This is a genomic window from Achromobacter sp. KK8, assembly GCF_054188005.1.
The window spans coordinates 701,210-714,293 of the sequence record NZ_CM135178.1; the positions used below are offsets into that span (position 1 = coordinate 701,210).

Genomic DNA, 13,084 nt, shown 5'->3' on the forward strand with positions numbered 1-13,084 from the left:
TGGTAGGGAATTGCACACGGCGGGCGGGCTCGAAGCCGACGCCGTGATGCCGCGCGTCGCCAGGGTATCGCATGGTCGTGACGAAGGCAAAAAGTAACGTAGTATTACCAGTAAAAACCCACGGATCCTTGACCCGCCTCATGCCGAATCACGCCGGCAACCCATATCTGTTAAAAAGCCGCCACACCCGGCCTTATTACGCTTCCCATGTCGACCAATCCGCACCACTCGCCCTACAAAAGCACCGGCGGCCTGCGCCGCATCCTGAATGCGCTGCGCTACTCGCTGCAGGGCCTGCAGGCCGCCATCAAGTACGAGGCCGCCTTCCGCCAGGAACTGGCGCTGGCCGTGCTGCTGATCCCAGCCGCGTTCTTTTTGGGACGCACCACCGTCGAGGTGTTCTTCCTGATCGGCACCGTGGTGCTGGTGCTGGCGGTGGAACTGCTGAATTCGGCGGTCGAAGCGCTGGCCGACGCCTTGTCTGTCGACACCCATCCCCTGCTGGGACGGGCCAAGGACCTGGGCAGCGCGGCCGTCATGCTGCTGCTGCTGTTCACCGTGGCCGTCTGGGTGGGCGTGGCGGTGAGCCGGTTCGTGATGCACTGAATTCCGGCGCCGGCTTGCCCGCCCCGGGGTCCGCGCCTCTATACTGGGAGCCATGATGCCCAACTCGACGCCAGCCCCTTCGGAACGCATCGTCATCGTCGGCGGGGGTGCCGGCGGCCTCGAACTGGCGGCCAAGCTCGGCCGCATCCACGGCCGCCAGCACATCACCCTGGTCGACAGCCGGCCGTTCCACATCTGGAAGCCGTCGCTGCACGAAGCGGCGGCCGGCACACTGGACATCCACCAGGAAGGCCTGTCCTACCTGATGCTGGCGCACCTGAACGGCTTTTCCTTCGCCCAGGGCCGGTTGATCGGTGTCGACCGCGAACGCCGGCTGATCAGCGTCGACGCCGTGGCCGACGCGCAAGGCCAGGAAGTGCTGCCGCGCCGCGAACTGGCCTACGACACGCTGGTGCTGGCGCTGGGCAGCACCTCCAATTTCTTCAATACCCCGGGCGCGGCCGAACACGCCGTCACGCTGGACACCACCGAGAACGCCGAGCAGTTCCGCCTGACCATGCTCAAGGCCATGGCGCTGGTCGACCAGGCCAAGGTGCGCGATCCGTCGGCGCGGCTGGACCTGGTGATCGTCGGCGGCGGCGCCACCGGCGTCGAGCTGGCGGTCGAACTGACCGAAGCCAGCCACGTCGTCAGCGCCTACGGCCTGCCGAATTTCCGCGCCGAGCGCGACCTGGCGATCACGCTGGTCGAGGGCGCGCCGCGCATCCTGTCGGCGCTGCCCGAGAAGATCTCCGCCGCCGCCACCGCGCGGCTCACCGAACTCGGCATCCGCGTCGAAACCGCGTGCCGGGTCTCGGAAGTCTCCGCCGATTCCGTCAAGACCGCCGACGGCCGCGAATTCCCGGCGCGGCTGTGCATGTGGGCGGCCGGCATCAAGGGCCCGGCCCTGCTGGCCGAGCTGGACCTGCCGCTGAACAAGCTGGGCCAGGTCGAGGTCAATGAACGGCTCGAAACCGCCGACCCGCACATCCTGGCGCTGGGCGACTGCTGCGCCGCGCCCTGGCGCGACGGCCGCACCGTGCCGGCGCGCGCCCAGGCCGCGCACCAGCAGGCCGACTACCTGTGCAAGAAGCTCACCGCGCGCCTGCGCCGCGCGGCCGAACCCACCGCTCCCTACGTCTATGAAGACCACGGCTCGCTGGTCTCGCTGGGCCAGGACGCCGGCGTCGGCAGCCTGATGGGCAAGCTGGCCGGACGGGGACTGTTCGTAAGCGGTACACTGGCGCGCCTGATGTACATGAGCCTGCACCTGATGCACCACAAAGCGGTGCTGGGCATCTCACGCACCGCCTCCCTGGCCCTGGCGCGCCTGCTCATGCGGCGCACGCGCCCCCGGGTCAAACTGCACTGAACTCCCCATGAATTTCCTCCAAAGACTCGAACACGCCTGGACCACCAGCAACTCGCTCCTGCAAGTCGGGCTTGATCCCGACCCGCAACGCTTCCCGCGTGAACTGCAGGGCAAGCCGGACGCGATCTTCCAGTTCTGCCGCGACATCGTCGATGCCACCGCGCCCTACGCCTGCAGCTTCAAGCCGCAGATCGCCTACTTCGCCGCGCACCGCGCCGAAGACCAGCTCGAAGCGCTGTGCCAGCACATCCGCGGCCAGCACCCCGACCTGCCCATCGTGCTGGACGCCAAGCGCGGCGACATCGGCTCCACCGCCGAGAACTACGCCCGCGAAGCCTACGAGCGCTACCAGGCGCACGCGCTGACGGTCAGCCCGTACATGGGCCTGGACTCGGTCGAGCCCTACCTGGCCTGGCGCGACCGCGGCGTGATCGTGCTGTGCCGCACCTCCAACCCCGGCGGATCGGACCTGCAGTTCCTCAAGATGGACAACGGCGAGCCCCTGTACCTGCACGTGGCGGGGCTGGTGGCCGACAAGTGGAATGCCAACGGCCAATGCGGCCTGGTGGTGGGCGCGACCTTCCCGAACGAGCTGGCCGCGGTGCGCCAGCGCATCGGCGACGCGGTGCCGCTGCTGGTGCCGGGCATCGGCGCCCAGGGCGGCGACATCACCGCCACCGTCAACGCCGGCGCCAACGCCGCGCGCAGCGGCATGATGATCAACTCGTCGCGCGCCATCATCTACGCCAGCGGCGGCGATGACTGGCGCCAGGCCGCGGGCGAGGCCGCGCGCGGCCTGCGCGACGCGATCAACGCGGTGCGCTGAGCGCCGCTCGCGGGGGCCAGGCGGCTCCCGCGGTATCCCTGGACCGCGCCATGACGCGCGCGGCCTTCCTCAACGCCGGTTGACCGGCGCCCCCAGCAGTTCCAGCACCCCGCGCAGCGCGAATTCAACCGCCTGCTGGCGCACCTGCGCGCGATCGCCGCTGAAGACATGGGTGACGGCGCGGCTGCTGATGCCGTCGCCGACCCGCTGCGCGAAGCCGAAGCACACCATGCCCACCGGCTTGCCCGGCGTGGCGCCGCCCGGGCCGGCGATGCCGGTGGTGGACACCGCCACCTGCGCCGCCGGCGACGCCAGCAGCACGCCGTTGGCCATCTCCAGCGCCACCGGCTCGCTGACCGCGCCGAAGTGATGCAAGGCATCCGGCGACACGTCCAGCTCGGCGACCTTGGCGTCGTTGCTGTAGGTGATGAAGCCGCGATCGAACCACTCGCTGGAACCGGCCACCGCCGTCACGGCGCCGGCCAGCAGGCCGCCGGTGCAGGACTCGGCGGTGCCCAGCACCAGGCCCTGGCGCCGCAGCGTGTCGCCCAGCCGCTCGGCCAGTCCATAAGCGGTGGCCTGCGCCAATTGTTCGGCCGACAGATTGGACCGGCCGCTTTCGTGTTGCGGGTTCATCCCAAGACTCCTGTGCGCACGACCAGCGCCATGATCAGCAAGGCGTATCCGGCCGCGACGATATCGTCCCACATTACCCCGAAACCGCCCTTCAGGCGGGCATCGAAGAACTTGATGGGCGGCGGCTTGACGATGTCGAACGTGCGGAACAGCACGAACGCCAGCGCCTGCGACAACCAGCCGGCCGGCGTCAGCCACAGCACCAGCCAGAACGCCACCATCTCGTCCCACACCATTCCGACATGATCGGGTTGCTGGAGTTCGCGGCCGACACGGTCGCAGGCCCAGCAGCCGTACAGGAAGGCCAGTGCCAGGAAGATGCCGATGGCCAGGTCGGACGCGGCCGGCGCGGCCGCGACCCAGATCAGCCAGGCCAGCAACGTGCCCCAGGTGCCCGAGGCGGGCCGGATCAGGCCGCTGCCCAGGCCGAAGGCGATCAGCCGGCCCGGATCGCGGCAGACCCAGGACAGCGAGGGATAGACGGCCCGCGAGCGTTCGCGCATGGAGGGAGAGCGGGGAGAGAAGGACGACATGGATGCGGGCCCGTCAATGGCAGGGAAAATGGCAACGGAAATGGCGGTCTTGGCGGGCGCTGCCCGTGGCAGCGATTGTGCCAGGGTTTGGCGGCGCGCCTGGCAAGGCAGGCGCCCCCTCAAGCCGCGGGGAAATGGTCGAAGCCGGCGGGCAGCCGGGCCAGCGCTTGCCCGCCGGCATCCAGCACCGCCAGCCCCGGCCAGGCCGAAACGCTGCCCACCCGGGTCACGCGCGCGCCCGCCGCCTGCGCGGCGGCCAGCACGGCGTCGCGGCGGGCGGGCGGCGCGGTAAAGCAAAGCTGGTAGACGTCGCCGCCGCCCAGCACGGCGCGGCGCGCCTGGTCGGCGGGCATGCCGGCCAGCGCGGCGGCCACGGGCATGCGGTCTTCGTGCAGCACCGCGCCCACCCGGCTGGCCGTAAGGATATGGCCCAGGTCCTGCAGCAAACCGTCGGAAATATCGATGGCGGCGTGCGCGATGCCCCGCAACGCCAGCCCCAGCGCCACCTGCGGTTCGGGCCATTCCAGCGCGCCGCGGGTCGCGGCCAGCCGCGCCGCCTCGGCCGGGTACTGCCCGTCGAGCAGGCGATAGGCCACATCGGCCGCGCCCAGTTCGCCGGACACCCAGATGTCGTCGTCCGCCCGCGCGCCATCGCGGCGCAACGCGGCGCCGGCCGGCACGGCGCCGAACACGGTCACGCTGATGGCCAGGTCATGGGCGCTGCGGGTGGTGTCGCCGCCGATCAACGGGCAGCCATGGGCCGCCGCCAGCGCATGGAACCCGTCGGCAAAGGCCGCCAGCCACGGCTCGTCCAGCCGCGGCAACGCCAGCCCCAGCACGCAACCGATGGGCCGCGCGCCCATGGCGGCCAGGTCCGACAGGTTCACCGCCAGGGCCTTGTGCCCCAGCGCCTTCGGATCGACATCGGGAAAGAAATGCCGGCCTTCCAGCAGCAGATCGGTGCTGGTGGCCACCTGTTCGCCGGGCGGCACCGGAAACAACGCGCAGTCATCGCCCACGCCCAACAACCCCGCCGGCGCGGCGCGCGTGAAATAGCGCGCGATCAGATCGAATTCGGACGCCACGACAACTCCGCAGTCCGGCGCAATGCGCCGGTATTGACTCCCACACCGGAGCCACGCTCCAAGGGAAGGATCGCCCCAAAGAGAGGCCCGCACCAAAGGAACGGAAAGGTAGCTCCGAAAGAAAGGAGACCGATCCAAAAAAATGTGCCTCCCCAGACCCGGGCCGCGCGGATCCGGCTCCGCCGGTCCGCAGCGGCGCCCCCCTGGGGGGAAGCGCGCAGCGCTTCGGGGGGGGGGTATCTACTTCTTCATCTCGTGCGAGCGCACGTCCGCCGCGAGCTTGTCGAGCACACCATTGACGAACTTGAAGCCATCCGTGCCGCCGAACGACTTGGCCAGTTCCACGGCCTCGTTGATGGCGACCTTGTACGGCACTTCGACATGATGGATCAGTTCGAAGCTGCCGATCAGCAGGATGCCGTGCTCGACCGGCGACAGCTCGGCCAGCGGGCGGTCGACGTAGGGCGTGAAACGCTCGCGCAGCGCGGGCGCGTCGCGCAGGACGCCATGCAGCAAGGTCTTGAACCACTGCGCGTCGGCCTCGGAGAATTCCTCGGTGTCGCGCAGGTGGGCATCGATCTCGCCGGCGTCCTGCGTGCCTTCGCCGCCGCGCAGCAGCCACGCGTACACGCCCTGCAGCGCGAATTCGCGCGCACGGCGGCGCGCGCTGCGGGCATTGGCGCGGGCTTGCGCCGCGCTATCAGCGCTGGTCGTCGTCTTCTTCGTCGTCAAAATCTTCGTCCTCGTCTTCGTCGTCTTCGTCTTCTTCCTCGGGCTCCAGGGCCGCCACCAGGTTGGCCATTTCGACGGCCACCTGGGCGCAGTCGCGGCCCTTGCCGGCGGCGCGGGCCTGTGCCTGCTCGTCGGTGTCCACGGTCAGCACGCCGTTGGCGACCGGGATGCCGGTCTCGAGGGAGATGCGGGTGATGGCAGTGGCCATTTCATTGCTGACCACTTCAAAGTGATAGGTCTCGCCGCGGATGACCGCGCCCAGCGCGATGAGGGCGTCGAACTCGAAGGTCTCGGCCATGTGCGACAGGGCCACGCCCAGTTCCAGGGCGCCCGGCACGGTGGCGACCATCACGTCGCGCTCGTCCACGCCGAGTTCAGCCAGTTCCTTCAGGCACGCTTCGAGTTCGGCCTGGCCGATCTCTTCATTGAAACGGGCGCGAACGATGCCGATGTGCAGCCCTTCGCCGTTCAGGTCGGGGGTGAGGATGTAAGGGTTCATGTGTCGGCCTTCAGTGTGTTGCGGGAGAGTTCGGAGGGTCGCAATCGTAACCCGTAATGGTGAGCGAGAAGCCCGCCATGCTGGGCATCTTGCGCGGCCGGGCCAGCAGCTTCATCTGGCCCACGTTCAGGTCACGCAGAATCTGGGCGCCGATGCCGTAGGTGCGCAGGCCGAAACGGTCGGCGTTGGCGGGGTTGGCATTGGCCTTGGGGTCGTTCCAGCCGGCGATCTGGGCGAACAGGTGTTCAGTGGAGGACTGGCAGTTCATCAGCACCAGCACGCCGGCCGGCGCCTGCGAAATGGCCTGCAGGGCCTGCGCCACGCCCCAGCTGTGCGGGCTGGCGCCGGTATCCAGCACGTCCAGCACCGAGGCCGGTTCATGCACGCGCACCAGGGTCTCGACCTCTGGCGCCACGGTACCATGCACCAGCGCCAGGTGGGCCGAGCCGGTGGCGGCGTCTTCGTAGGCCACGGCCTCGAAGGTGCCCCAGGCGGTCTGCATGCTGCGCTTGCCGACGCGCTTGACGATGGATTCGTGCTCGCTGCGGTATTGGATCAGGTCGGCGATGGTGCCGATCTTCAGGTTGTGCTCGCGGGCGAACTCGACCAGGTCGGGCAGGCGCGCCATGGTGCCGTCCGGCTTGAGGATTTCGCAGATCACCGCGGCCGGGGTCAGGCCGGCCATGGCGGTCAGGTCACAGCCGGCCTCGGTGTGGCCGGCGCGCACCAGCACGCCGCCGGGCACGGCGCGCACCGGAAAGATATGGCCGGGCTGGACCAGGTCGGACGGTTTGGCGTCGCGCGCCACCGCCACCTGGATGGTGCGGGCGCGGTCGGCGGCCGAAATGCCGGTCTCGACGCCTTCGGCGGCCTCGATCGACTGGGTGAAATTGGTGCCGTATCGCGTGCCGTTGCGGGCCGCCATCAGCGGCAGGTCCAGCTGGCGGCAGCGTTCTTCGGTCAGGGTCAGGCACACCAGGCCGCGGCCGTGGGTCACCATGAAGTTGATGGCCTCGGGCGTGACGAATTCGGCGGCCATGACGAGGTCGCCTTCATTTTCGCGGTCTTCTTCGTCAACCAGGATGACGATGCGGCCGGCGCGCAGCTCGGCGATGATCTCGGCGACCGAGGCAATATCGAAGGATTCCGGCTCGGAGCCGGGCAACGGGGACAACTGGACGGACATGGCGGGCACGCAAACCAGGCGGGAAAGCCCGGATTTTACCGCCCCCGGCGCCATATCCCCTACCGGGTCGCGCCGCCCCCCGCCCAAACAGGGCCATCCGGTTAAACTTTCGGCCGGAGAACACCCCATAAAACCAAGGAAAAACGCCATGCAAGCCCTTGCGGCCATGCCTTTGACCGTCGCGGCGGGGATCCGCGTCGTGCTCACCGACATCGACGACACCCTGACCACCGAAGGCCGGTTGCCCGCCGACGCCTACGCCGCCCTGGAACGCCTGGAACAGGCCGGCATCCAGGTGGTGCCGATCACCGGCCGCCCGGCCGGCTGGTGCGACCACATCGCCCGCATGTGGCCGGTGCGCGCGGTGGTCGGCGAGAACGGCGCGTTCTATTACGCGTACGACCGCCAGGCGCGCCGCATGGTCACGCACTACTGGACCGACGCGGCTTCGCGCCAGGCCAGCCGCAAGCAGCTGGACGCGATCCGCGACCGGGTGCTGGCCGAGGTGCCCGGCGCCGCCGTGGCCAGCGACCAGGACTACCGCGTGGCCGACCTGGCCATCGACTTCTGCGAAGACGTGCCGCCCCTGCCCGAGGCCGATATCGGCCGCATCGTGCGCATCTTCGAAGACGCCGGCGCCCAGGCCAAGGTCAGCTCGATCCACGTCAACGGCTGGTTCGGCGACTACGACAAGCTGACCATGACGCGCACCCTGTTCCAGCGCGAATTCGGCATCGACGTGGCCGGCGTGCTCGACAGCACGCTGTTCATCGGCGACTCGCCCAACGACGAGCCCATGTTCGCCTACTTCCCGGTCTCGGTCGGCGTGGCCAACATCCAGTCGCAGTTGCATCGCCTGACGCACCGCCCCGCCTACGTGGCCGCGTTCCATGGCGGCGCCGGCTTCACCGAGATGGCCGACCGCCTGCTGGCCGCCCGCGCCGTCACCGCCTGAGGCACGCACCGTGGCCACCGCCAAACCTTCCGCCCCCGCCGCCAACGACGGCCGCCGCAGCATCCAGTCCATCGAGGTCGGCGTGCCGCTGCTGGCCGCCCTGGTCGACGCCGCCAAGCCGCTGACGCTGCGCGACCTGGCCGCCGGCGCCGGCATGACCTCGGCCAAGGCCCACCCCTACCTGGTCAGCTTCATCCGCGTCGGCCTGGTGCAGCAGGACAGCATTACCGGCCAGTACGAGCTGGGGCCGTTCGCGCTGCAGATGGGCCTGGTCAGCCTGCAACGGCTGGACCCGGTGCGCATCGCCATGCCCGAGATCGCCAAGCTGCAATCCGAGATCGGCCACACGCTGGGGATCGCGGTGCTGGGCTCGCACGGCCCCACCATGATCCACATGACCGAGGCCAGCTACCCGGTGCACGTGAACATGCGCAAGGGCACCGTGATGTCGATGCTGCACACCGCCACCGGCCTGGTGTTCGCGGCCTGGCTGCCGCCCAAGGTCAGCGAGCACTACATCGCCCGCGAGGAAGGCGATACGGCGGTGATCTCCAGCGTGTCGCCGCCGCGCAAGGTCAGCCGCGCCAACATCGAAGCGCAACTGGCCGACATCCGCGTGCACGGCATGGCCCGCGCCCTGGGCAACCCGCTGCCGGGCGTGGACGCCCTGTCGGTGCCGGTCTTCGACAACACCGGCAACATCGTGCTGGCGCTGACCAGCCTGGGCCCCACCGGCCTGTTCGACGTATCCTGGGACGGCGCCATCGCCCGTCCGCTGCTGGCCTGCGCCCACGAGATCTCGCGCAAGCTGGGCTACCGCGCCTGACCTTCTCCCCTGTCGCCTGACCCGCAAGCCGCGCGACGGATCTCACGATCCGATCGCGTGGCCGCCGCGCCGTTCGCGCAAAAACGAACTCAAAGCGAACAAAACGAACAAAACACGAAAAGAAACACAGGGACTTTCCCGAGTGTGCCTCCCGCGCTTGTATGTTTGAATTCAGTTACCAGTCATATTCAAACCTATAACAGGAGACATACGATGCGCGCCTTGCGTCTACTGCAAGCGGCCTCGCTGGCCGCGCTCGCGTTCGGGGCATCCGCCGCCCACGCCGCCGACACCTGCTCGAACCGGGGCGACCTGGACCAGAACTACTGCGACGCCAACAAGGACCTGGTGGCCGACACGCCCACCGATCCGGCCAAGCTCAAGACGCCGTCGACCCTGGTGTTCACCTACACCCCGGTGGAAGACCCGGCGGTGTATGAAGACATCTTCAAGCCGTTCACCAAGCACCTGTCCGAATGCACCGGCAAGCGCGTGGTGTTCTACCAGGTGCAAAGCAACGCCGCCGAGATCGAGGCCATGCGCTCGGGCCGCCTGCACGTGGGCGGCTTCTCCACCGGCCCCACCGCCTTCGCCGTGAACATCGCCGGCGCGGTGCCGTTCGCCGTCAAGGGCTACGCCGATGGCTTCCAGGGCTACAACCTGATCGTCATCGTCAAGAAGGACAGCCCGTACCAGAAGCTCACCGACCTCAAGGGCAAGAAGCTGGCGCACACCGCGCCGTCGTCGAACTCCGGCCACATGGCGCCCGTGGCGCTGTTTCCCAAGGAAGGCCTGACGCCCGACAAGGACTACAAGGTGGTGTTCTCGGGCAAGCACGACCAGTCCGTCATGGGCGTCAATTCCGGCGACTACGACGCCGCCGCCGTGGCCTCGGACGTGTTCAAGCGCATGGTCGAGCGCGGCCAGGTCAAGGAAGCCGACTTCCGCGTCATCTACAAGAGCGAGAAATTCCCGACCTCGTCGTTCGCCTACGCGCACGACCTGGAGCCGAAGTTCCGCGACCAGATGCTCAAGTGCTTCTACGACTACCGCTTCCCGGCCGAGATGTCCAAGGCCTTCGACGGCGCCGACCGCTTCTACCCGGTGACCTACCAGAAGGACTGGGCCATCGTGCGCCAGGTCGCCGAATCCGGCGGCGAAAGCTTCAACCGCGCCGCTTACGACCGCGAATCCGCCAAGAGCAAGAAGTAACCAGCATGACGACGTCGCTACGCATTTCCGGCCTGGTCAAGGAATACCGGGCCGGCCGGCCGGTATTGAACGGCATCGACCTGCAGATCGCGGGACGCGGCCTGACGGCCATCATCGGCCCGTCGGGCACCGGCAAGAGCACGCTCCTGCGCTGCATCAACCGGCTGATCGAGCCGACCCGCGGCGAGATCGTGCTCGAAGCCGGCGACGGCGCGGTCGACCTGGCCCGGGTGCGCGGCGCGTCGCTGCGGCGCGCGCGCCGGCGCATCGGCATGGTGTTCCAGGAATACAACCTGGTCGAACGCCTGACCGTGATGGAAAACCTGCTGACCGGACGGCTGGGCTACACCGGCGCCTTCAAGGCCTGGACCCGCCGCTTCGAGGCCGACGACATCGAGCACGCCTACCAGCTGCTCGATACCGTCGGCCTGGCGGGCTTCGCTGACCAGCGCGCCGACGCCCTGTCGGGCGGCCAGCGCCAGCGCGTGGGCATCGCCCGCGCGCTGATGCAGCGCCCGCAGTTGCTGCTGGCCGATGAGCCGACCTCGTCGCTCGACCCCAAGACCTCGGTCGAGATCATGGAGCTGCTGGCGGCGCAGGGCGACGCCAGCGGCATCCCCGTGATCGTCAACATCCACGACGTCGAACTGGCGCGACGCTACGCCGGCCGCATCGTCGGCATGTCGGGCGGCCACGTGGTCTATGACGGCGACGGCCATGGCCTGGACGCCGCCATGCTCAAGACCATCTACGGAGGCGAGTCTTGGCTGGCGTAATGACTCCTCGTCCGTCCCACCCGCGTCCCTTCGCGCTGTCCGGCCGCGCCAAGGCCGGCGTGCTGCTGCTGGTGCTGTACACGGTCTACGCGGCCGCGCAGCTGGACTTCAGCTGGGCCCGCTTCGAAAGCGGCATGGGCCATGCGTCGACCTTCCTGGCGCGCATGTTCCCGCCCAATTTTGAGAAGCCCGCCACGCTGTGGAAGGGCATCGCCGAAAGCCTGGAGATCGCGGTGCTGGCCTCGGTGCTGGGCATCCTGTTCGCGCTGCCCGTGGGCCTCTTGGGCGCGCGCAACCTGATGCCGGCCTGGGTCTCGTGGCCGGCCCGCTCGATCGTCGCGCTGTGCCGCGCGCTGCATCCGGTGATCGTCGCCATCCTGTTCGTCAAGGCCGTTGGCTTTGGCGCGCTGGCCGGCATCCTGGCGCTGACGGTGGCCTCGATCGGCTTCATCGGCAAGCTGTTCACCGAAGCCATCGAGGAAATCTCGCTCAAGCAGGTCGAGGCGGTGCGCGCCACCGGCGCCTCGTTCGCCAATGTGCTGGCCTTCGGCGTGCTGCCGCAGGTGTTCGCGCGCTTCATCGGCTTTGCCACCTACCAGTTCGACTCGAACCTGCGCAACTCCACCATGGTCGGCATCGTCGGCGCCGGCGGCGTGGGCGGCACGCTGTTCTCGGCCTTCCAGCGCTTTGACTACGACTTCGTCAGCGCCATCCTGCTGACGCTCATCGCCATCATCATGCTGGGCGAGATCCTGGCAGGCTTCGTGCGCGCCGTTTTCCTGGACAACCTGGGCTTTGACCGCATCCTGCAGGGCCGCTTCGCCGGCGCGCGCGGCATTGGCTCGAGCGCGTCGAAGGCGGCCTACCAGGCCGCGCGCAAGGCGGAGGCGGACCAATGAACACGCACGCCCCCACCTTGCCCGCCAACCACGCGCCGCGCGTCTGGCACCGCTACAGTCTGGGCCAGCGGCTGCTGCGCTTCGCTCTCTACCTGCTGCTGGTCGCCGCCATCGTGCAGGCCATCCGCGGCGTCGAAGTGATTCCGGAGTTCCTGTACGACGCGCCCGAGCAGATGGCCGACCTGTTCCAGCGCATGTGGCCGGTGGACTGGGCCCACTATCGCGGCGGCGTGCACGACGCGCTGATCGAGACCCTGCACATCGCCACGCTCGGCACCATCCTGTCGGTGATCATGGCGGTGCCGGTGGGCCTGCTGGCGGCCAACAACCTCACGCCCAGCAAGACCATCAACATGCTCGCGCGCCTGATCCTGGTGTCAAGCCGCTCGGTCAATTCGCTGGTATGGGCGCTGCTGTTCATCGCCATCTTCGGCCCCGGCGCGCTGGCCGGCACGCTGGCCATCGCGTTCCGCTCCATCGGCTTCGTCGGCAAGCTGGTAGGCGAAGCCATCGAAGAAGCGCAGCGCGGCCCGATCGAGGCGGTCACCGCCACCGGCGCCAGCAAGGCATCGGTGATCTGGTACGCCTACTGGCCGCAGATCCGTCCGGCGTTCTGGTCCATCGTGCTGCTGCGCTGGGACATCAACGTGCGCGAATCGGCGGTGCTCGGCCTGGTCGGCGCCGGCGGCATCGGCATGGCGCTGGACACCGCCCTCAACCTGTTCCAGTGGGACCGCGTGGCGCTGGTGCTGGTCGCCATCTTCGTGGTGGTGGTGCTGGCCGAAATCCTCATCACCCAGGCGCGCAAACGCATCCTCTGACGCGCCCGCAACCGACGTTCCTTTGCGCCGCCCGGCAACGGGCGGTTTTTTTTTGGCTGCCTCGCGCGGGGCTGCAGGCCGCCCCGCGCACCCGGACCGCCGAGGCACGCCCCACCCGGA

General features: G+C 68.7%; 15 protein-coding genes. 9 read left to right on the forward strand and 6 right to left on the reverse strand.

The genetic code is table 11. The features are described from left to right. Positions 1 to 207 precede the first annotated feature (207 nt). The 3 genes from ACVN9Z_RS03280 to pyrF are packed head-to-tail and all read left to right on the forward strand — an operon-like array spanning position 208 to position 2,804. Positions 208 to 606 (forward strand): diacylglycerol kinase, encoded by a 399-nt coding sequence (locus ACVN9Z_RS03280; RefSeq protein ID WP_006385962.1) that lies wholly within the window; start codon positions 208 to 210, stop codon positions 604 to 606. Positions 607 to 658: 52 nt separating this feature from the next. Continuing rightward, entirely contained in the window at positions 659 to 1,978 is a 1,320-nt protein-coding gene (locus ACVN9Z_RS03285; RefSeq protein WP_054437770.1) for an NAD(P)/FAD-dependent oxidoreductase, read from the forward strand. Between the two features lie 7 nt (positions 1,979 to 1,985). Continuing rightward, the gene (gene pyrF, locus ACVN9Z_RS03290; protein WP_458213123.1) at positions 1,986 to 2,804 is read left to right on the forward strand and encodes an orotidine-5'-phosphate decarboxylase; all 819 of its coding nucleotides are present in this window, start codon (positions 1,986 to 1,988) and stop codon (positions 2,802 to 2,804) included. 69 nt (positions 2,805 to 2,873) lie between these two features. On the opposite strand, the gene ACVN9Z_RS03295 is transcribed toward pyrF, so the two are convergent. The 6 genes from ACVN9Z_RS03295 to ribBA form a co-directional block, all read right to left on the reverse strand. Then, positions 2,874 to 3,440: a CinA family protein gene (locus ACVN9Z_RS03295; protein WP_458213124.1), complete on the reverse strand. Its 567-nt coding sequence runs from the start codon at positions 3,438 to 3,440 to the stop codon at positions 2,874 to 2,876. Next, positions 3,437 to 3,943, reverse strand: a complete 507-nt coding sequence (locus ACVN9Z_RS03300) for a phosphatidylglycerophosphatase A family protein (RefSeq protein ID WP_006385958.1) — start codon at positions 3,941 to 3,943, stop codon at positions 3,437 to 3,439. Before ACVN9Z_RS03300 ends, ACVN9Z_RS03295 begins: the two co-directional genes overlap by 4 nt. A 149-nt stretch (positions 3,944 to 4,092) precedes the next feature. Then, positions 4,093 to 5,058: a thiamine-phosphate kinase gene (gene thiL / locus ACVN9Z_RS03305; protein WP_458213125.1), complete on the reverse strand. Its 966-nt coding sequence runs from the start codon at positions 5,056 to 5,058 to the stop codon at positions 4,093 to 4,095. 240 nt (positions 5,059 to 5,298) lie between these two features. Then, positions 5,299 to 5,790: a transcription antitermination factor NusB gene (gene nusB / locus ACVN9Z_RS03310; protein WP_458213126.1), complete on the reverse strand. Its 492-nt coding sequence runs from the start codon at positions 5,788 to 5,790 to the stop codon at positions 5,299 to 5,301. Then, positions 5,759 to 6,289 carry a 6,7-dimethyl-8-ribityllumazine synthase gene (gene ribH / locus ACVN9Z_RS03315; RefSeq protein WP_006391339.1) on the reverse strand — a complete coding sequence of 177 codons (531 nt, stop codon included), beginning with the start codon at positions 6,287 to 6,289 and terminating at the stop codon, positions 5,759 to 5,761. The genes nusB and ribH overlap by 32 nt, the downstream gene beginning before the upstream one ends. Before the next feature lie 10 nt (positions 6,290 to 6,299). Continuing rightward, positions 6,300 to 7,475 (reverse strand): bifunctional 3,4-dihydroxy-2-butanone-4-phosphate synthase/GTP cyclohydrolase II, encoded by a 1,176-nt coding sequence (ribBA, locus tag ACVN9Z_RS03320; protein WP_006385954.1) that lies wholly within the window; start codon positions 7,473 to 7,475, stop codon positions 6,300 to 6,302. Between the two features lie 148 nt (positions 7,476 to 7,623). On the opposite strand from ribBA, the gene ACVN9Z_RS03325 reads away from it, so the two are divergent. From ACVN9Z_RS03325 to phnE (ACVN9Z_RS03350), 6 genes are all read left to right on the forward strand, one after another. Continuing rightward, entirely contained in the window at positions 7,624 to 8,430 is an 807-nt protein-coding gene (locus tag ACVN9Z_RS03325) for an HAD-IIB family hydrolase (RefSeq protein ID WP_006385953.1), read from the forward strand. A 10-nt stretch (positions 8,431 to 8,440) separates the two neighbouring features. Beyond that, positions 8,441 to 9,256, forward strand: a complete 816-nt coding sequence (locus tag ACVN9Z_RS03330; protein ID WP_006385952.1) for an IclR family transcriptional regulator — start codon at positions 8,441 to 8,443, stop codon at positions 9,254 to 9,256. Between the two features lie 213 nt (positions 9,257 to 9,469). After that, positions 9,470 to 10,468: a phosphate/phosphite/phosphonate ABC transporter substrate-binding protein gene (gene phnD / locus ACVN9Z_RS03335; RefSeq protein ID WP_006385951.1), complete on the forward strand. Its 999-nt coding sequence runs from the start codon at positions 9,470 to 9,472 to the stop codon at positions 10,466 to 10,468. 5 nt (positions 10,469 to 10,473) lie between these two features. Further along, positions 10,474 to 11,244, forward strand: a complete 771-nt coding sequence (gene phnC / locus ACVN9Z_RS03340; RefSeq protein ID WP_024070379.1) for a phosphonate ABC transporter ATP-binding protein — start codon at positions 10,474 to 10,476, stop codon at positions 11,242 to 11,244. Then, the gene (gene phnE, locus ACVN9Z_RS03345; RefSeq protein ID WP_054437785.1) at positions 11,244 to 12,143 is read left to right on the forward strand and encodes a phosphonate ABC transporter, permease protein PhnE; all 900 of its coding nucleotides are present in this window, start codon (positions 11,244 to 11,246) and stop codon (positions 12,141 to 12,143) included. Before phnC ends, phnE (ACVN9Z_RS03345) begins: the two co-directional genes overlap by 1 nt. Next, on the forward strand, positions 12,140 to 12,964 hold the full coding sequence (gene phnE, locus ACVN9Z_RS03350) for a phosphonate ABC transporter, permease protein PhnE (protein WP_006385948.1): 825 nt from the start codon (positions 12,140 to 12,142) through the stop codon (positions 12,962 to 12,964). The genes phnE (ACVN9Z_RS03345) and phnE (ACVN9Z_RS03350) overlap by 4 nt, the downstream gene beginning before the upstream one ends. Positions 12,965 to 13,084: the final 120 nt, after the last annotated feature.

Excerpts from the sequence above, each read along its gene's own strand:
- ACVN9Z_RS03295 (WP_458213124.1), bottom strand. The coding sequence starts at position 3,440 with ATGAACCCGCAACACGAAAGCGGCCGGTCCAATCTGTCGGCCGAACAA.
- ACVN9Z_RS03300 (WP_006385958.1), bottom strand. The coding sequence starts at position 3,943 with ATGCGCGAACGCTCGCGGGCCGTCTATCCCTCGCTGTCCTGGGTCTGC.
- phnD (WP_006385951.1), top strand. The coding sequence starts at position 9,470 with ATGCGCGCCTTGCGTCTACTGCAAGCGGCCTCGCTGGCCGCGCTCGCG.
- ribBA (WP_006385954.1), bottom strand. The coding sequence starts at position 7,475 with ATGTCCGTCCAGTTGTCCCCGTTGCCCGGCTCCGAGCCGGAATCCTTC.
- phnE (WP_006385948.1), top strand. The coding sequence starts at position 12,140 with ATGAACACGCACGCCCCCACCTTGCCCGCCAACCACGCGCCGCGCGTC.
- ACVN9Z_RS03280 (WP_006385962.1), top strand. The coding sequence starts at position 208 with ATGTCGACCAATCCGCACCACTCGCCCTACAAAAGCACCGGCGGCCTG.
- ACVN9Z_RS03285 (WP_054437770.1), top strand. The coding sequence starts at position 659 with ATGATGCCCAACTCGACGCCAGCCCCTTCGGAACGCATCGTCATCGTC.
- phnE (WP_054437785.1), top strand. The coding sequence starts at position 11,244 with ATGACTCCTCGTCCGTCCCACCCGCGTCCCTTCGCGCTGTCCGGCCGC.
- ACVN9Z_RS03325 (WP_006385953.1), top strand. The coding sequence starts at position 7,624 with ATGCAAGCCCTTGCGGCCATGCCTTTGACCGTCGCGGCGGGGATCCGC.
- phnC (WP_024070379.1), top strand. The coding sequence starts at position 10,474 with ATGACGACGTCGCTACGCATTTCCGGCCTGGTCAAGGAATACCGGGCC.
- pyrF (WP_458213123.1), top strand. The coding sequence starts at position 1,986 with ATGAATTTCCTCCAAAGACTCGAACACGCCTGGACCACCAGCAACTCG.
- ribH (WP_006391339.1), bottom strand. The coding sequence starts at position 6,289 with ATGAACCCTTACATCCTCACCCCCGACCTGAACGGCGAAGGGCTGCAC.